Source organism: Paenibacillus haidiansis (assembly GCF_036553665.1).
Lineage (GTDB): Bacteria > Bacillota > Bacilli > Paenibacillales > Paenibacillaceae > Fontibacillus > Fontibacillus haidiansis.
In genome coordinates, this window is sequence record NZ_JAZHPZ010000002.1 from 89,187 (window position 1) to 107,643 (window position 18,457).

The following is an 18,457-nucleotide window of genomic DNA, read 5'->3' on the forward strand; positions in this document are numbered from 1 at the left end:
ATACGGTTCTACCCGATTCGCTTCTATATCTAGTTAACGGCCGATAGCCCTTATAGATCGTCGGAATAAATTGTCGTGAATGTATCATAAACGATTTGCTCGTCAGGATTGTTACGCAATTCGATAATAATGTCAAAATCGTCATATGTATACTCGGTTTCTTTGACAAATACATCCGGATGTTCGATCACGATCGCGGAAGGCATTTCCATCAGCTCTTGGAGCAATTGATAATGGCGCTCGTTCGAACGCAGCGTGCTGATGATTCCGTCGATGATGAATACGTTATGCGGATTCATCTCGTCTTCGGACAACTGGCTGCGAACGGTCTGACGGAGCAGGGTCGAGGACACGAAGGTCCAGCGCTTCATCGCGCAGACGCTGCCCGCGATAATGGACTCCGTCTTGCCGACGCGCGGCATGCCGCGAAGACCAATAACCTGATGTCCGTCTCTTTTTAATACTTCCCCCAAAAAGTCGACAAGTAACCCGAGTTCGTCACGGGTAAACCGGAAAGTTTTCTTATCGTCGGAGTCCCTGTTAATATACCGTCCATGGCGGACGGCCAACAAATCGACAAGCCGCGGGCTTCTCAAAGCGGTGACCGTAATGCTGTCGACCTTATTCAACATCTGATCGAGCAATTGGATTTTGCCGTCGTCATCGCTTTCCAGAAGCAGGCCGCGCGTTTCGCCTTCGACCCCGTTTATCGTTAAAATATTGACTCCCAGCATGCCGAGCGTGGAGGCGATATCCCCCAGCAAACCTGGGCGGTTTTTATGTATTCTATATTCCAAATACCATTGTTTCGGCTCCATGCATACACCTTCTTTAGTTCCTTTACCTTGTTACCCCCATTCGACAAATAAGGTCCGATTTCCTGCCGGGCGCGAAGAAAAGATTGCCGAGCCGAAAACGTCTCAACTTAGGTCGAACGGAATATGATACGTGTTTTATGATATATAAAATAGATTTGAAAGGCAAGCTAGGGGAATAAATGGGAGAAAAGCTCCCTTTTTGGGGGAGCTTTTCCAAATAGCGGTCTATGCTTTCTTAACCAGTTTCACCATCAATTTGGCGATGGTTTTACGTTCCTCTTCGTCGCCCACCTCCCAAAGTTCCTTCAGGGTGCGGTTGGCTTCGTTCTGAGGATCCACCTTGTCGTCAAGAAAACCGCCGATCTCATAAGCCAGGTTTGCTATGGCATCCTCGCTCATGCCCGTGCTTTCCGCGTGCTGGACGCGGTCGCCGAGAAACTTCTTCCAAGTATCGAAATTTTTAATGACTGTTGACATTGATTAAATCCTCCTTCGGCTTGACGATTTATAATCAACAGTCGTAATATGCGATTTTCCCCGGCGATTTATGCGCCGAGCGCCGCAGGGGAAATCAGGTAACCCAGCCTCCGTTCGGGCTGATAATTTGTCCTGTAATGTAGCCGGACTCGGGCAAAGCGAGAAAATAAACGAGCGAGGATATTTCCCCCGGATCGCCTAGCCTTCCCGCCGGAATCTCTTCCTCAAGCTGCCGCAGCTCCTCTTCGTCAAAACGCCCCATCATATCGGTTTTAACCGCCCCCGGGGCGACGGCGTTCACCGTAACCCCGGAGGGTGCCAGTTCCTTCGCCAGCGCCTTGGTGAAGGCGTTGACGCCGCCTTTGGCGGCGGAATAGGCCACCTCGCAGGAACCGCCGGAGATGCCCCAAACCGAAGATACATTGATAATCCGCCCGAAGCGCTGCGAAATCATGTCCGGCATGAAGATCTGGCTGCAAAGAAACACGCTCTTTAAATTGACGGCCATGATATCGTCCCAGACCTCTTCATCGACGTCGGACAAAAGCCCATAATGGGAAATGCCGGCATTGTTCACGAGAATATCGGGCTTAAGCCCGTGGCTTTCCAATTTTTCCTTCATTCTTATAATCTGTTCCCTGCTGCGCAAATCCGCGGACACCGTGAACACCTTCGCGCCGAAGTCGAGGCACTGGCGGGCCACCTCGTTGGCGGCTTCATGGGAATTCATATAATGAATTACCACATTCATGCCCACGGAGGCGAACCGGAGCGCAATCTGCGCTCCGATGCCCCGGCTGGCGCCGGTGACGAGCACGGTCATTTCCCCGATTGATTTATCCGTTCCCATCCCATGATTCAAGCTCATATTTACGGACTCACCACCAACGAGACGGCCAGCTGCTCCCAGTCGATGTGCTCGCGCAATCGCGCGTTGACCTCATCCAATGTCAGCGATTCGTAGATCGGCAGCACCTCGAACAAATCTCCGCCGCGGAAGCGGTATCGGGTGAATTCGTGGGCGATATTTTCCGGCGAATTCAGCATGCGCAAATAGCCGCCGATCTTCTTCTTGCGGGCGCGCTCGAAGTCCTCTTCCCGGAACCCCGAGTCGCAGACCTTCTTGATTTCCTCCGTAATCGTCTTCATCAGCCGTTCCGGATCCTTTGTGTCCCCGCCGACGGCGGAAAACGCATATTTCGGATTGCTGTTGTACTCATGTGAGAAACTGTCGGAAATCAAATCCTCGTCATACAGCTTCTGATACAGTTTCGTGCTGGAGCCGAGCAGCAGATCGAGCGCCAGCTTGGTCGCAAGATCTCGGCGAAGCAGCTCTTTGCCAGTGAAGCCCAGCTTCGTTTCCTTAAAGCCGAACAACAATTTAGGCAGAGATACCGGAAGCTTCGATTCCCGGCGCGATTCATTCACCGTGAGCGGCTCCTCGTCAAACAAGCGGTCGATCGCCCCCTGAGGCGGGTACTCCTTCTTGGCCTGGTTATCCCGGACCAGCTGGAACACTTCCTCGGCATTCACGCCGCCGACGACAAACAGCAGCATATTGCTGGGATGGTAAAAAGCGTTGTAGCAAGTGTACAGCGTTTCCTTCGTGATCGTACCGATCGATTCCACCGTCCCGGCGATATCGATATGAACCGGATGCACCTTGTACATGGCCTCGATCAGGCCAAAGTACACCCGCCAGTCGGGATTGTCGCGGTACATGCCGATTTCCTGGCCGATGATGCCTTTTTCCTTCTCCACATTTTGGTCGGTAAAATAAGGATGCTGGACAAAATTGATCAGCGTCTCCAAATTTTCTTTAATGTTCTCGGTTGCGGAGAACAGATATACCGTCTGGTCAAAGCTCGTGAAAGCGTTGGCCGATGCTCCCTGGGCGGCGAATTTGGCGAAGATGTCGCCTTCCGGCTCCTCGAACATTTTATGCTCCAGAAAATGGGCGACGCCGTCAGGAACCGAATTCTCCTCCTGCCCTTGCACCCGGAAATGGTTGTCGACCGAACCGAACTTCGTGGCGAATGTGGCGTATATTTTCCGGAATCCCGGTTTGGGCAGAACGTACACCTGCAGCCCGTTGTCCATCGTCTCGCGGTATATGGTTTCCTTTACGGCATCATAGGTGATAGCTTCCACCGGTCATCCCTCCTTGTTCCCTGTCAAAAAGTAAATCGTGTCGAGCTTCACCGTCTCGGCGACAGCAACGACGTCCTGTGGCGTCACCCGCTCCACCTGGCTCAGCAGCTCTTCCGCCGGCCGATCCTTGCCGGACAGCACCCGATTGAAATCGTAGGCGATCATTTCGAATGCGGAATCCTGCATTTCGAGCAGGCCGTTGCGGATCATGGCTTTCGTCTGGCTCATCTCCAGCTCGCTGATGTCGCCGGCGCGCATGCTGGACAACTGTTCTTCGATAATTCGCAGCGCCTTGTCGTAATTTTCGATCTCGATCCCCGACTGGATCGACACCATTCCTTTATGGCCGTCATATCTCGAGGCTGCGTAATAGGCGAGGCTGGCTTTTTCGCGGACATTCATGAACAGCTTGGAATGCGGATAGCTGCCCAGAATCCCGCTGTAAAGCAAGGCGGCGGCATACCGGTCGTCCCCGTAGGTTACCGGTGTGCGGAGCCCTAAATTCAGCTTGCCCTGATTGACGTCGAGGCTCTCCTTGACGGTGCGCACTTCCTTGACATTCGCACTGCCTTGCTCCGGGGTATACTCCGGCGAGGAAGAACGGTTCAGCGCAAAATGCCGTTCCACCAGCTCCTGAACCTCGGAAAGCGAGGTGTCCCCGACGACATAGAGGTCAAGGCTCGCCTGGGCAAGCCAGCTTTGGTAGGCACGGTACAGCGATTCCGGCGTGATGCCGTCCAGATCGCTGCGCTGTCCCAGCGGATGGAGCCGGTAAGGATCGCCTTCGAACATCACCTCGATACACCGCTCCGCGGCGTACCGGATCTTGTCGTTGATGATGCCCTCCAGCTTCTGACGTACGTTCTCCCGTTCCGAAGCCACATAGGAGGAACGGAATGCGCCGTTCTCCAGCGCCGGCGCCGTTACGGCTCCGCCGAGAAAAGCAAAGGTTTGGGCCAACAGCGACTCGTCGCTTTGCACGAACGAATCGTTGATTGTATCCATGCGAAATTGCACAATTTGGTAATTCCCGCGTTTATAAACATCAAAGCCGAAGCCGGCGCCGTACATGCGCTCAAGCTGCTCCCGGAACTGAATCGTCTCCGGATGGGATGCCGTGCCCCTTCTCAACACAAAGGGGGTTAATGCCGTCGTGGTTACCGTCTTGCTGTCCAGCGGGATGCCCGCATAGAGGGAGACGGCAAACGTCTTGAAGCGGGTCGTTGGCAGAACATGAATCCGGATCTGACCCGCGCTGCCGCGTTCGAAATTACTCTTGTTCAAGACCAAAACTCCTTTACGAGAGACTGTACTGCACGCTGTTTAATGAAGAAATCAGTTCCATTCTATACCAATTCAAAGGAAAGAAGCAACCTGGCGTACAAGCGGCTGCTTCTTTATCTCGGAGCGAATGTTCAACGTTGAAAAAGCCGAATTTCAAGGCTACATACAGAAAATATGTTTGCCTATGGTTTTCACCTGCGGCCGGGACCATATCCATTTGGAAGTCGCCGTCTCGGGGTTGAAATAGTACAGGCAGCCCCCCGATGGGTCCCAGCCGTTCAACGCTTGCTGTACGGCTTTACGGGCGTTTTCGTTCGGCTCGAGCCAAATTTGTCCGTCCGCAACCGCGGTAAAGGCTCCCGGCTGGAAGATAACGCCGGAAACGGTATTCGGAAAGCTCGGAGATTTTACGCGGTTCAAGATGACGGCCGCAACGGCGACCTGACCTTCGAACGGTTCGCCCCGCGACTCGCCGTAGACCGCATTGGCCATAATTTTCAGGTCGTTCTCCGACAGGCCCATCCCATTCGACGGCGACAACTCCGCGGATTCCGTATTTTCTTTGGCAGGTGTGGTTGGAGTCGGGGTTGGAGTTTCCTCCTGTGTCGGTTCCTGGCTTACATATTCCATTCCGGGCTTCCATTCCGTTGTGGCATTGTACAGCTTGAGCTTGGTTTTCGGACCGGCCAGGCCGTCAACCTTGAGCCCGAATTCGGATTGAAACCATTTAAGCGAATCCCGGGTCTTCGGACCGAACTGGCTGTCAAGTTTGCCGTGGTAAAATCCCAGGAAGCCGAGGCGTCCCTGCAGTTCGTAAACGTCCTTGCCGAACGCGCCGTAATCGATGACCTGCTCGCTGAACACAGGTACGGCATGTTGCGGAATATCTTTCTTTGTGTCCACATCGTTCGAATGCCGGAGCTGGCTGTATCCATAGACGATTCCGAACAAAAGCAGCACTAAACCGGCGGCAAACCATATTTTCATGTTTTTCATATCGTTTAGCTCTACCTTTCTTTAGTGGAATTAACATAGATGGTTGACCTTATTATGACAAGCCATGCCCCTTCCTATGCACTCAGAAAAACAATCCTGCAACTGCCTCATCCGATAAGGGATAAAAAAAGAACCCCGCCGCCTTAATCATAAGGCGTGAGGTTCTTGACCACCGGTTAAGATGAAATTTTGCTCGTTTTGAATTGCTCCAGGGAGACGAGCACCTCCCTCGGCTTGCTGCCCTCGTAAGGGCCTACGATGCCCCTGGCTTCCATCGAATCGATCAGTCGGGCCGCTCGTGTATAGCCGACGCGCATCCGCCGCTGCAGCAGCGATACGGACGCCTGCTTGGCCTCCAGCACGATCTGCACGGCCTGATCGTACAGCTCGTCGAGCACCTCTTCCGGCTCATTGGTTTCTTCCTCGATTTCCGGAACGAGGCTTTCGTCATACTCCGCTTGCCCTTGACCGCGTACATAATTCACGATCGTTTCGACTTCCTGATCGCTCATAAACGCTCCCTGCACGCGCACGGGTTTGGAGGCGCCCATCGGCATGTACAGCATATCGCCGCGGCCGAGCAATTTCTCGGCGCCGGCCATGTCCAGAATCGTCCGCGAATCGACCTGCGACGATACCCCGAACGCGATCCGCGACGGAATATTCGCTTTGATCACGCCGGTGATGACGTCGACCGACGGCCGCTGGGTCGCAATGATAAGATGGATGCCGGCCGCGCGGGCCATCTGGGCGAGCCGGGCGATCGCGTCCTCGACATCGCTTGCCGCGACCATCATCAGGTCGGCCAGCTCGTCCACGATGACGACGATATACGGCAGAATAGCGTCCGGATTGTCCTTCATCATCAAGTTGTAGCCTTCGATGTTGCGCGCGCCCGATTTGGAAAACAGTTCATACCGTTTTTCCATTTCGACGACGATTTTCTTCAGCGCCAGCGAAGCGCGGCGCGGATCGGTCACGACCGGCGTGAGCAGGTGCGGGATTCCGTTGTATACGTTCAGTTCGACCATTTTCGGGTCGACCATCATAAATTTGACCTCATCCGGCTTGGCTTTGTACAAAATGCTGGTGATGATGCCGTTGATGCAGACCGACTTGCCCGAGCCCGTCGCCCCCGCCACAAGCAGATGGGGCATCTTTGCCAGGTTGCCGATGATCGTTTGCCCCGATATGTCGCGGCCGAACGCGATGGTCAGCTTGGATTCCGCCTCCATAAAGGTCGGCGTTTCCATGACCTCCCGCATCGTTACGAGCGACACTTCGTTATTAGGCACTTCGATCCCGATCGCCGATTTGCCCGGAATCGGGGCCTCCATCCGAATGTCCTTCGCGGCCAGCGCCAGCGCGATATCGTCGGTGAGATTGACGATCCGGCTCACCTTGACCCCGATATCGGGCTGGATCTCGTAGCGTGTCACCGCCGGTCCCCGCACGACCTCGAGCACGCGGGCGCGAACGCCGAAGCTCTCCAGCGTGGCTTCCAGCTTGCGGGCCGTCTGCATATAATCGGCCTGATCGCCGGCCTTTCCGCTGCCCGCCGGTTTGGAGAGCAGCCGGAACGACGGCAGCTTGTACGGCTTCGGCGCCGGTTTAGGCGGAGCGGCCGGTATGCCTGCTTCATTGTCTTCAGCCGCCGGGCTTAGGGCCCCGTCAACGGCTTCCGTCAAGGCATCGTCTAAGGCCGGAGATTCGCCGTCGGGCGGCAATCCGGCGCCCTCCGCCGCCGCTTCCCCGCTCAACCCGGGCATTCCTCCCGGAAGCTCTTCCCCTTCGGGTTCCGGTTCATCCTCACCCGGAAGAGATTCCAATTGGATGTTATCGAAGAAGTCGCGGATGATCGGCCCGGTATCTCCAACGGCCGTATCATCTCCGGGATATGCGCCGCCGCTCCGCGCCGCTCCGTCATACTGCAGCTCATTCCAATTGATGTTGTGCGGTGCTTCCGGTTCATCCTCCGCCGGAGCGGGATCACCGGGAGCAGGCCCTTCGGCCGCAGGCTGGCCTTTAAACCCGAGCAGTTGGAAGAAAACCGGTTTTTGTTTTGGTTTCTTAATCGGAGGCAACTGTTCCTCTTCCTCCTCAACGTCTTCCGTATCCTGAACCTGCACGGCGGCGGGCTTCGGCTTCGGCGTCCGCTTGGCCTTATGGGTCACCGGAACCGGCCGGAGCATCCGGATTTTGTGGCCGAGCTGCTGCCCAAGACCGCCCATCTTCGTACGAAGCAGCCGTCCCAGATCGACATAAGACAATCCGGTTACGAGCATAAAGCTGATGATCAGCATCACGATCATGATCAACTTGGCTCCCGCCATGCCGAATAACGAGTACAGCAGCGCAAATTCCAGGCCGCCTATGTATCCGCCGCTGATGTTCAAATGGAGCAGGCTGAATCCGGAATCGCCGGATGCCGAAGCCGTCTGAAACAGGGCGCCTTGAAGATCACGCTGAATTTGCCCCATAATATTGCCGAAATTTAACGGTACGGCGGGCGTAAGCTTTTGCCCCATCGCCGAGATCGTGCTCATCAGCACAAAAGCCAGCACCGCCAGGAGCACCCCGCTGCGGCGGGTTGTCCATTTGGTCGGCCATTTCCGTCCGATCATAACGGCCAGTCCCACATAAATGCCGATTAAAGGGATGACAAAATAAAACTTGCCGAGGATAAGCGCCGACATTTTCGATAGCGTTCTGCCGACCGCCGCTTCCCCGGACAAGGCGATGATGGATAAGGTGATCAGGATGATCCCATAGATTTCAAATTTTAGCATACTCCCCAATGCCGCTTTTTTCTTCTTGCGTTTGCGTGCCAAACAGGAACACCCCCCAGATGAATATTATACCATAATCACCGGAGGGTACCAGATGTTCGTGAAACAGAAGCCTATTTCAAAAGCATCGGCAAAAACACGATTTGCCGTCCGGGCGCGTAGGCCGGATTCAAGTAATCATTCAAATCGCAGCGAAGCAGGCGGATAATCGTCGCCCGGTTTCCCGGTTCCATGCGGACCTGCATCAATATCCCGCCCACTTCGATTTCGTTGTACATCCCGGCGACCTCCGGCTGCTCCCAATAAGCTTCTTCGGGCAGGATGGTGTAATGGGTCATTGGGTGATCCCTCCCGCCGCTTGTTCGCTTTTCCGCGATTCGATAAGCGAATTCAGTTTGGCAAGCCCTTCGCCGATTCCGCCGATTCCGTCGATCAAGCCGTATTTCACCGCATCGTTGCCGCCCACAGCCGTCCCGATATCCCGATTCAATTCGCCCGTCTTGAACATCAGCTCTTTAAAGGTGTCTTCCGGAATTTTGGAATGCGCGGTGACGAAACGGACGACCCGCTCCTGCATCTTCTCGATATACTCGAACGTTTGCGGGACGCCGATGACCAGCCCCGTCATCCGGATGGGATGAATCGTCATCGTCGCGCTTTCCGCGATGAACGAATAATCCGCCGCCACGGCAATCGGTACGCCGATACTGTGTCCGCCGCCGATCACGACGGTAACGGTGGGCTTGGACAGGGATGCGATCATCTCCGCGATCGCCAGCCCCGCCTCGACATCGCCTCCCACCGTATTCAGAATGATCAGCAGACCCTCGATCCGCGGATTTTGCTCGGCGGCCACGAGCTGGGGAATCAAGTGCTCGTATTTGGTCGTTTTATTTTGCGGCGGCAGTACGAGATGTCCCTCGATCTGACCGATAATCGTCAGGCAGTACACATTGGATTCGCCCTGCGTCGGGACCGCCGTCTGTCCAAGCTGCTGAATGATATCCGACGCCGCCGGAACTTTTTTATCGGTGTCAGGCTGTACCTGCGGGGCCTCCGGCTCCTGATTCTTAGCTGTGCTGCCAAATAGGTGATTCATGATGTCACGCTTCCTTCCCGCCATCAAGGCCATGTATTCGCCCATTGACTCCATATCCGGACATGAAGTTAGTATACCGACCTGCGCGGGCCTTCTATTCCCTGGAAATCATGACCTTCAATTATAAAAAAACAACATAAAAAGCCTCTTCTCCCGCAAGGAACCGTCCAATATTACCGGCGGGAGAAGAGGCGACTGTGTGCCTAACTATACAATTGGAATCAGACTTCCATAATGATTGGCAGGATCATCGGTCTGCGGCGGGTCTGTTCGAACAGGAACCGGCCAAGCGAGTCTTTGATGCTCGTCTTCAGCGAAGCCCATTCGTTGACATTTTCGCTCATGAGCTTCTCCAGCGTGCTGGACACGATCCGGTTCGCTTCATCCAGCAAACCTTCGGATTCGCGGACATAGACGAAACCTCGCGAAATGATGTCCGGTCCCGATACGATCGTTCCATCCTGCTTGCTCAGCGTAACGACAACGACCAGAATGCCATCCTGGGACAAAAGCTTGCGGTCGCGCAGGACAATATTGCCTACGTCGCCGACGCCGAGCCCGTCGATTAACACATTGCCCGCAGGTACTTTCCCCGCTTTGCGGGCTGCGCCGCCTTGAATTTCGACGATATCGCCGATATCGACAAGGAAAATGTTGTCCGGATCGACGCCGACCGATTGGCCGAGCTGTGCGTGCTTGCGCAGCATCCGATATTCGCCGTGAATCGGAATGAAATATTTAGGCCGCATCAGATTGAGCATCAATTTCAGTTCTTCCTGGCTGCCGTGCCCGGAGACGTGAACTCCGGAGTTGGAACCGCTGTATATGACTTCCGCCCCTAAGCGGAACAATTCGTCAATCGTGCGGCCCACATATTTCTCATTGCCCGGTACGGGAGTCGCGGCGATAATGACCGTATCCCCGGGCAGAATATCCACTTTGCGATGGGTGGAACGCGCCATGCGCGTCAATGCCGACATCGGCTCGCCTTGGCTTCCCGTGCACAGAATGACTACACGGTCGGCGGCCATTTTGTTGACTTCTTCCGGTTCGATCAGAATCCCTTCCGGAACGTTCAGATAACCGAGCTCCGAAGCGATCGTAACGACATTGACCATGCTGCGGCCGATAATCGTTACCTTGCGGCCGGTGTTAAAGGCCGAGTCGATCACCTGCTGAATGCGATGGACATTCGAAGCGAATGTAGCCACCACCACGCGTTGCTGCGCTTTCCGGAAAATATCGTCAAGCACGATGCCTACGTTTTTCTCCGAAGGGGTGAATCCGGGCTTTTCCGCATTCGTGCTGTCCGACAGCAGTGCCAGAACGCCTTTCTTCCCGATTTCCCCCATCCGGTGCAGATCGGCAAATTGATCATTGACTGGTGTATGATCGAATTTGAAGTCCCCCGTATGCACTACATTGCCTTCCGGCGTTTCGATGCAAACCCCGACCGAGTCGGGAATACTGTGATTCGTTCTGAAAAATGTCGCTTTCATCGTCGAGCCCAATTGAATTTCCGAATCCGCATGAATCAATACGCGCTTCGTCTCTCCGAGCAGACCGGCTTCCTTGAGCTTGTTCTCCACCAGGCCCAAAGTCAACTTCGTTCCGTAAACCGGAACGTTCAAGTTCTTGAGCACGTAAGGCAAGCCGCCGATATGGTCTTCATGACCATGCGTCAGGACGATACCTCTCACCTTATCACGGTTCTCCGTCAGATAAGTGATGTCGGGAATTACGATGTCGATGCCGAGCATGTCCTCTTCCGGAAATTTCAAACCGGAGTCGATGACCACGATGTCATTGCCGTATTGAACGACATACATGTTCTTCCCGATTTCCGCGACGCCGCCCAGGGCAAAGATCATCAATTTATCAGTATTCATTTTTTTGGACAAGTGAATCTAACCCTCCTAAATGTTTGGACGTCGTAATTTTGTAATGGAAACGCACCGATCAGTGCTTTTCATAATCTATTCTTAACTATTTAATTCACCGCACCCAGTCACTTGAAATCATTATACATGATTATTTTGGCAAAACACAAGTCAGCCGCTCCGCCGCCACATACCGTTACCTTGCTCCATAGCCAAAAAACCGATGCCTGCCCCGCAGACATCGGTTTCTGGAAATATAGCATATTATTGTCTTTAGCCGAGCAACTTACGGATTCGGGCCGCTTCTTCTTCGTTCGGCGGCACCAAGGGAAGCCGTACGGATCCGACGGAATACCCCAACTCGTTCAACGCATATTTGACGGCGACCGGGTTCGGGCATTCGAACAATCCTTTGAATACGGGCAGCAGCTTTTGATGCAGCCCTGCCGCCGCCGCCACATTCCCGCTTACGAACTGGCCGATCATATCCTTCATTGCCGGTCCGACGATGTGGCTGGCTACGCTTACGACACCGTAAGCGCCGACGGCCATCGCCGGCAGCGCGGAAGAATCGTCCCCGGAATATACCTTGAATCCCGCGGGTGCTTCCGCGGCAACCCCGGCAACCTGATCGAGCGGAGCGCATTCTTTCGTAGCGACAACGTTCGGAAGGCTTGCCAGACGCAGCGTCGTTTCCTTGCTTAGGCTGACGGCGGTGCGGCTCGGAACGTTATACAGCATCACCGGAAGCTTGGTCGCTGCCGCGATCGCCTCAAAATGCCGGTACAGCCCCTCCTGGTTCGGTTTATTGTAGTACGGGGCTACGAGCAGCAGTCCGTCCACGCCGATCTCTTCCGCTTTCCGGGATAAATGGATCGAATGCGCGGTATTGTTGCTGCCCGTACCCGCGATAATTTTGCAGCGCCCGGCTGCATGTTTGACGGTAAACGCGAACATTTCCAATTTCTCTTCATCGCTAAGTGTCGGAGACTCCCCTGTCGTACCGCATACGACAAGGCTGTCAGATTTCTGTTCTTCGATCAAATAATCCATAAGCCTGCCGGTTTGCTCCCAGTCGATTTCGCCCTGAGGGCCGAAGGGAGTTACCATCGCCGTAATCAATCTGCCGAAATCCACGTTGTCTCCTCCTTTTTGTGGTCAGATCTTTTTCCTGCCCGCGTTTTACTTGCCGAGTTCGAATTTGGCATGCAAAGCGCGAAGGGCTTGCACCATATCTTCCTTGTTGACAAGCACCCAGATCGTCGTATTGGAATCAGCCGATTGGAGTATCTGAATTTTTTGTTCCGTCAATGCCTCGACAATCCGGGCCATAATCCCCGGTACACCATTGATTCCGCCGCCGATGACCGACACTTTGGCGCATCCGCTCAGGATCTGGGGTTTGAGCCCCAACTCCTTGAGTACCGCCTGCGCCTTTGCCGAATCGCTGTCAAATACAGTATAAACCGTGCCCGACGGGGTTACATTAATAAAATCGACGCTGATCGCATTTTCCGCCATCGCCTTAAACACCTGCAGCTGCAGGTTGTCCGCCCCGTCACCGGTCGATTCGACCTTGATCTGTGTCACATTGGCCACATAGGCGATCCCGGTCACATAGCGATCCACAATTCCCAGCTGGACGTCCTTGAATCCTTCCGGATTGGCGACAAGGGTTCCTTCGCTTTGCGAAAAGGTGGACCGGACCCGGACCGGGATTCCGGATTGCATGGCGATTTCCACCGCGCGCGGGTGGATAACTTTGGCTCCTTGATGAGCCATATTGCAAATTTCCGCATAGCTGACGTAATCGAGCGGCCGGGCGTCTTCCACGATCCGGGGATCGGCGGTCAAAATTCCGTCCACATCGGTATAAATGTCGACCATTTCGGCATGCAGCGCCGCACCCAGCGCCGTTGCCGACGTATCGCTTCCGCCCCGACCCAAAGTGGTAAAGTCGCCGTCTTGGTTCTGTCCTTGAAAACCGGTTACGATTACGACATCGCTCCGCTCCAGTTCTTCCAGAACTCTCGTCGGAACGATGTCCAGGATTCTAGCGTTGCCGAATTGGCTATCCGTACGGAAGCCGGCCTGGGCGCCCGTCAGCACGACGGAGCTAATCGATCCTTCCTTAAGCAAGCTGCAAAGCTTGGCGGCCGAGATGATTTCACCGCAGGAAAGCAGCAAATCCTGCTCGCGCGAAGGGAGCTTTCCTCCCTCCGACGCGATGAGATCAAGGAGCGTGTCCGTGGCGTAAGGGTCTCCTTTGCGGCCCATGGCCGAAACCACAACGACAAGCCGGTAACCGTTATCCAGTTCCCGGCGGATATGCGAGATGACCTTCCCTCTCGCCTCAGGGGTCGAGAGAGAAGTGCCACCGAATTTCTGCACTAAAATGCGCATGGATATTCCTCCAGTTTGATTAAGCGGAGCAAAGCAACATTCAACGTTGATTCTTCCGTTGTTCTTTACGTTTATAAGCGATTAAGCGGAGATTATTGCCGGGCCGCGATAATTTCCGCGATCTGTACGGCGTTCCAGGCCGCTCCTTTGAGCAGGTTATCCGAAACGATCCACAGATTCAGCCCGCGGGGATGGTCAAGGTCGCGGCGCAGCCGGCCGACGAACACATCGCTCTTGCCGGCGGCGTCCGTCGCGAGCGGATAGCTTTGTGTTGACGGATCGTCAACCAAGGTAACTCCGGGTGCGTTCGCAAGCAGGCTTCTGATGTCCTCGAGCTCGTAATCGTTCTTAAGCTCGACGTAGACCGATTCGGAATGGCCGTACACCACCGGAATACGGACGCAAGTCGCCGTAACCTGAATGGAGTCGTCCCCGAAGATCTTCTTCGTTTCGCGGACCATTTTCATTTCTTCCAGTGTATAGCCGTTATCCTGGAATTTGTCGATTTGCGGCACCGCGTTGAAGGCGATCTGATGTTTTACCGGCAAGGATCCGACCGGCAAAATATCCGGATTGACCGCGGTTCCTTCCAGAACCGCTTTGCTCTGGCGCTTCATTTCGTTGATCGCTTTCGCACCAGCGCCGGATACCGCCTGATAGGTCGAGACAATAATCCGCGAAATACCGTAACGGTCGTATAAAGGTTTGAGAGCCGCCACCATTTGAATGGTCGAACAGTTCGGATTGGCTATGATGCCTTGATGCTTGTCGATCATATGTTCATTAACTTCCGGCACGACGAGCGGCGCCGTTTCTTCCATCCGGAAGGCGTTCGTATTGTCAATCACGACGGCGCCGTGGCGTACGGCGTGCGGGGCAAGCGCTTTGCTGACATCTCCTCCCGCGCTGAACAGCGCGATATCGATGCCCTCAAAGCTGTCCGGGCCAGCTTCTTCAACGGTAATTTCCTGTCCCTTAAAGCGGAGCACGGTTCCTGCGGAACGGGCGGAAGACAACAGCTTGAGCTTCTCTACCGGAAAGTCCCTTTTCTCCAATAACCCGATAATTTGTTCCCCTACGGCACCCGTCGCTCCGACTACGGCGACATTAAATTTCCTATTGCTCATCTGGCACGTCTCCCCTTCTCTATAAAACTATTTATAATGAATAATATGGATCCACTAGAAATTGATGAAAACGGAATAATCGGTCTTTAGTCTCTGAATCTCTCGATAATAAGCGGTTGAAGCTGTCTGCCTTCCATCGCCGCATAGCAAGTCTCCGGCACAAGGTCCATCCGCGCCACAAGCGAATTGGGCTTGTTATCCGGATTATCCTGGCCGAACGGAACAAAGTAGATGTTCTTGGCCACGAGCAGCTTGGCGATGTTCGCCAAATTGAACCCCAATCCGTCATTGGTCGACACCGCAATGACGACCGGACGCCCGTTGCGGAGCGTCGCCTTGGCGGCCATCAGCACGGGGCTGTCGGTCATGGCGTTCGCAAGTTTGCTCGTCGTAGTTCCCGTGCAGGGAGCGATCGCCAAAACATCGAGCAGTTTGGACGGCCCGAGCGGCTCGGCGTCGACAATTGAAGAAATGATATCATTCCCTGTTATATCTTTCAACTGTTTTTGCCAATTTTCCGATTTGCCGAACCGGGTATCGGTACTCAAAACGGAGTTCGAAATAATCGGCACCACCTTGGCCCCGTCGTCGACAAACCGCTGAATTTGCGGCATAACCTCGGCCAATGTGCAATGCGATCCCGTCACGGCGTATCCTACCGTTTTCCCTTGCCAGTTCACTCTTCATCCCCCCGTAAATGAAACTCCTCCAGAATCGACTGACAGAGCGTATTCGCCATGATGATTCCGGCCGTTTTGGGAGCGACGATTCCGGGCAAACCGGGAGCAAGGAGCGCCTTGATTCCGCGTTTCTCGGCAAAGCGGAAATCCGTTCCGCCGGGAGCCGAAGCAAGGTCGATGATCACCGCCTCACGGGACAATTTCGAGATGATTTGCGCTGTGACTATCATAGTCGGAATCGTATTAAAAATCAAGTCAACGGCGCCCGTGTAAGCGTTCAAATCCGTTGCTGCAAAAGGCTTCCAGCCCATTTGCACCGCCCGGGCGAAATCCGCTTCCTTCCGTACTCCCACCTGCACATTCGCTCCCAATCCCTGCAGCGTCCGCGCCAGAGTGAATCCCGTTCGTCCAATCCCCAGCACCATGCAAATCGAACCGTGGATGGTGATATTCGTATTCTGAATCGCCATCATCACCGCACCCTCGGCGGTCGGAATCGAATTGTAGATCGCCACGTCGTCGCGGTCCAGCATTTCGATCAGGCGTAGGCCGCATTCTTCTGTCAGCTTCTTCAAATAGTTCTTCGCCATACCTGTATAAACCAAAACGCCTTCCTTCACCGCGGAAAACAGTTCTTTCTTAAGCGTCAATGTACCGGTGGAAAATGGAGCGTCTATCTCCCCTTGATCATTGCAGCCGACTACCGGAAGCACGATGACATCCGCTTCCTCGAGCAAAGCCGGAGTCAGCGTATGATAAGAGGCGCCGACAAGGGGAGTGCCCAGCCGTTCAAACCCGACGGCGCGCACCGTCGCATCCATTTCCACGCATTTATTGATCACTTCCACCTGGCGGGCATCTCCGCCCAAAAAGACGATTGTTAGACCGGTTAACATCAAATTCGGCACTCCTTCCAGGCCACAAAGTATAAAGCATCTTATGCCGGAGCCCATAAAGTGGTGAAAGACTGATGTTTTCCTTTGGCTTAGGTGCAAAAATTCATAGTAAATCCATATCGCAAGCCCCTAAAATGGAACAAATTAGAAGAGGAGCTTCGATATCTTATGAGGAAAACGTTAATTAGGTTTGGTACAGGCGCCCTGATTGTGCTTCTCGGCGTACTGGTCATTTTGCTCTATCCAGATCACGGGGGCAAAGGCTCCGGTTCCGAACCGGCTAAGCCCGCATTGGAGGAAACCTCCCCCTTGGAAGGGACCCTCTCCGCAAATGCGGCGGACTATACCGCCGCCCAGCCCGCAACCATGACTGTACAAGAGATGACCGAAGATTTGGATTTTTTGGTGAAGACGCTGGAAGAGGTGCACCCTTCCTTAATTGAGGGATGGAGCGAGAGTCAGCGGCATACGATCGGCGAAATTTATAATCAGATTCAGCAGCCTCTGACGAAAGAGGAGTTTTATTTTGCCGCGAATAATATCGTTACTTTGCTTCACGATGGGCATACGGCAATGAGCCCTTTTTTTACCGGGAGTGAGGCGATCACATTGCCAATCTATTGGACTCAAGAGGGGCCGGTTGTGTTGAATTCCGTACACGAACTCAAGCGCGGAGATTTGTTGGTGAACGTAGGCGGACTTGCCCCAGACGAGCTGTTAAAGGAACTAACCCGGGTAGTACCCGCGGAAAATGAACAATGGGTTAAAATCAGCGGAGTCGGCATGTTTAAGAGCAGCGCCTTTTTACGGCATTTAGACCTCGTTCAAAATGGAAAGGTTCCTGTTACGGTTGAGCGTGAAGGCAATCTTCTGAATTTGGAATTGCGTTTTAATCCTTCGAGCCCCTGGGAGACAATGCAGACCCCTTACGTTACCGGGAATACGGATTATGGTTACAGTTTTGATGAAGAGTTGTCAATAGGAACCCTGCGCATTAATACTTGTGACTTCAACCAAGATTATATCGATATTGTGGAGAGCTTTTTTACCGAAGCGGCAAGTCGCAACATTCGGCGCGTCGCAGTTGATCTAAGAAACAATACGGGCGGAGACTCAAGAGTGATAGATGAATTTTTACGCTATATGAACGGGCTTAATAAGTACAATAGTTATACAGGCCTGGTACGCTACTCAAAACAAGCGACCGAACAAAGAGGTGAAGAACAGGACAGTGGGTACATAGCTTATGATCCATATCAGGTGCATGTAACAAATCCCGGTACTCCCTCCTTTTCCGGACAACTGTATGTTCTTACTTCTCCCAAGACCTTTAGTTCGGGCAATTGGTTTGCCGTAGTTATTCAAGATAACCAACTCGGAACCGTCATCGGGGAACCGACCGGCAATCAGCCGTCAAGCTACGGAGATATTCTTAGATTTTCGCTACCGCATTCCGGCTTCCAATTCACCGTTTCTTATAAACAGTTCAAGCGCCCGAATAGCGAACTGGATGCGGAAACCGCGCTGATGCCCGACATTCTTGTGCACACGACCAGACAGGATATTATCGACGGCCGAGATCCACAGATGGAGAAATTAAAAGAAATCATAAGTCAAGAGACGAAATAGATAGTATAAACAAAAAGGGTTGTCTCCTAAGGTCAGAACCTTAAGTGACAACCCCGATTTTTGAGACATAACGGACATGAGGGACGTTAATCCCCGAAAGTTCACTGATTTTAGAAATTAACGGACACTAGGGCCGTTAAATCTTAGGAATTACCCTATTTCACGAAAAATTCCGTTGAATAAAGGGCTACGTGTCCGTTAAAAATTTTACAATGCCGGTTTGCTCAA

Annotated in this window: 16 protein-coding genes; 1 reads left to right on the plus strand and 15 read right to left on the minus strand. The window is 53.6% G+C overall.

The window, feature by feature from the left end; all coding sequences use genetic code 11:
* Positions 1 to 50 precede the first annotated feature (50 nt).
* The 15 genes from V3851_RS04795 to dpsA all read right to left on the minus strand — a co-directional run bounded on the left by V3851_RS04795 (position 51) and on the right by dpsA (position 16,600).
* Entirely contained in the window at positions 51 to 818 is a 768-nt protein-coding gene (locus V3851_RS04795; RefSeq protein WP_331845382.1) for a DUF3388 domain-containing protein, read from the minus strand.
* 225 nt (positions 819 to 1,043) lie between these two features.
* Positions 1,044 to 1,295 carry a DUF3243 domain-containing protein gene (locus tag V3851_RS04800; protein WP_331845383.1) on the minus strand — a complete coding sequence of 84 codons (252 nt, stop codon included), beginning with the start codon at positions 1,293 to 1,295 and terminating at the stop codon, positions 1,044 to 1,046.
* Between the two features lie 94 nt (positions 1,296 to 1,389).
* Positions 1,390 to 2,163, minus strand: coding sequence for an elongation factor P 5-aminopentanone reductase (ymfI, locus tag V3851_RS04805; RefSeq protein ID WP_331845384.1), 774 nt, complete (start codon positions 2,161 to 2,163; stop codon positions 1,390 to 1,392).
* 2 nt (positions 2,164 to 2,165) lie between these two features.
* A complete protein-coding gene (gene yfmH, locus V3851_RS04810) occupies positions 2,166 to 3,446 on the minus strand; it encodes an EF-P 5-aminopentanol modification-associated protein YfmH (protein ID WP_331845385.1) in 1,281 nt (426 codons plus the stop codon).
* 3 nt (positions 3,447 to 3,449) lie between these two features.
* Entirely contained in the window at positions 3,450 to 4,730 is a 1,281-nt protein-coding gene (gene yfmF / locus V3851_RS04815; RefSeq protein ID WP_331845386.1) for an EF-P 5-aminopentanol modification-associated protein YfmF, read from the minus strand.
* A 159-nt stretch (positions 4,731 to 4,889) separates the two neighbouring features.
* A complete protein-coding gene (sleB, locus tag V3851_RS04820) occupies positions 4,890 to 5,726 on the minus strand; it encodes a spore cortex-lytic enzyme (protein ID WP_331845387.1) in 837 nt (278 codons plus the stop codon).
* A 176-nt stretch (positions 5,727 to 5,902) separates the two neighbouring features.
* Positions 5,903 to 8,557 carry an FtsK/SpoIIIE family DNA translocase gene (locus tag V3851_RS04825; RefSeq protein WP_331845388.1) on the minus strand — a complete coding sequence of 885 codons (2,655 nt, stop codon included), beginning with the start codon at positions 8,555 to 8,557 and terminating at the stop codon, positions 5,903 to 5,905.
* A gap of 71 nt (positions 8,558 to 8,628) precedes the next feature.
* Positions 8,629 to 8,853, minus strand: a complete 225-nt coding sequence (locus V3851_RS04830) for a YlzJ-like family protein (protein WP_331845389.1) — start codon at positions 8,851 to 8,853, stop codon at positions 8,629 to 8,631.
* Positions 8,850 to 9,614: a ClpP family protease gene (locus tag V3851_RS04835; RefSeq protein ID WP_331845390.1), complete on the minus strand. Its 765-nt coding sequence runs from the start codon at positions 9,612 to 9,614 to the stop codon at positions 8,850 to 8,852. Before V3851_RS04835 ends, V3851_RS04830 begins: the two co-directional genes overlap by 4 nt.
* Positions 9,615 to 9,835: 221 nt before the next feature.
* Positions 9,836 to 11,515 (minus strand): ribonuclease J, encoded by a 1,680-nt coding sequence (locus V3851_RS04840; protein WP_331845391.1) that lies wholly within the window; start codon positions 11,513 to 11,515, stop codon positions 9,836 to 9,838.
* 252 nt (positions 11,516 to 11,767) lie between these two features.
* On the minus strand, positions 11,768 to 12,631 hold the full coding sequence (gene dapA, locus V3851_RS04845; protein ID WP_331845392.1) for a 4-hydroxy-tetrahydrodipicolinate synthase: 864 nt from the start codon (positions 12,629 to 12,631) through the stop codon (positions 11,768 to 11,770).
* 45 nt (positions 12,632 to 12,676) lie between these two features.
* Positions 12,677 to 13,897 (minus strand): aspartate kinase, encoded by a 1,221-nt coding sequence (gene dapG / locus V3851_RS04850; RefSeq protein WP_331845393.1) that lies wholly within the window; start codon positions 13,895 to 13,897, stop codon positions 12,677 to 12,679.
* A gap of 92 nt (positions 13,898 to 13,989) precedes the next feature.
* Positions 13,990 to 15,024 (minus strand): aspartate-semialdehyde dehydrogenase, encoded by a 1,035-nt coding sequence (locus V3851_RS04855; protein ID WP_331845394.1) that lies wholly within the window; start codon positions 15,022 to 15,024, stop codon positions 13,990 to 13,992.
* 86 nt (positions 15,025 to 15,110) lie between these two features.
* A complete protein-coding gene (locus V3851_RS04860) occupies positions 15,111 to 15,704 on the minus strand; it encodes a dipicolinate synthase subunit B (protein ID WP_331845395.1) in 594 nt (197 codons plus the stop codon).
* Positions 15,701 to 16,600, minus strand: a complete 900-nt coding sequence (dpsA, locus tag V3851_RS04865) for a dipicolinate synthase subunit DpsA (protein ID WP_331845396.1) — start codon at positions 16,598 to 16,600, stop codon at positions 15,701 to 15,703. The genes V3851_RS04860 and dpsA overlap by 4 nt, the downstream gene beginning before the upstream one ends.
* 168 nt (positions 16,601 to 16,768) lie before the next feature.
* On the opposite strand from dpsA, the gene V3851_RS04870 reads away from it, so the two are divergent.
* Positions 16,769 to 18,229, plus strand: a complete 1,461-nt coding sequence (locus V3851_RS04870; protein ID WP_331845397.1) for a S41 family peptidase — start codon at positions 16,769 to 16,771, stop codon at positions 18,227 to 18,229.
* Positions 18,230 to 18,457 lie beyond the last annotated feature (228 nt).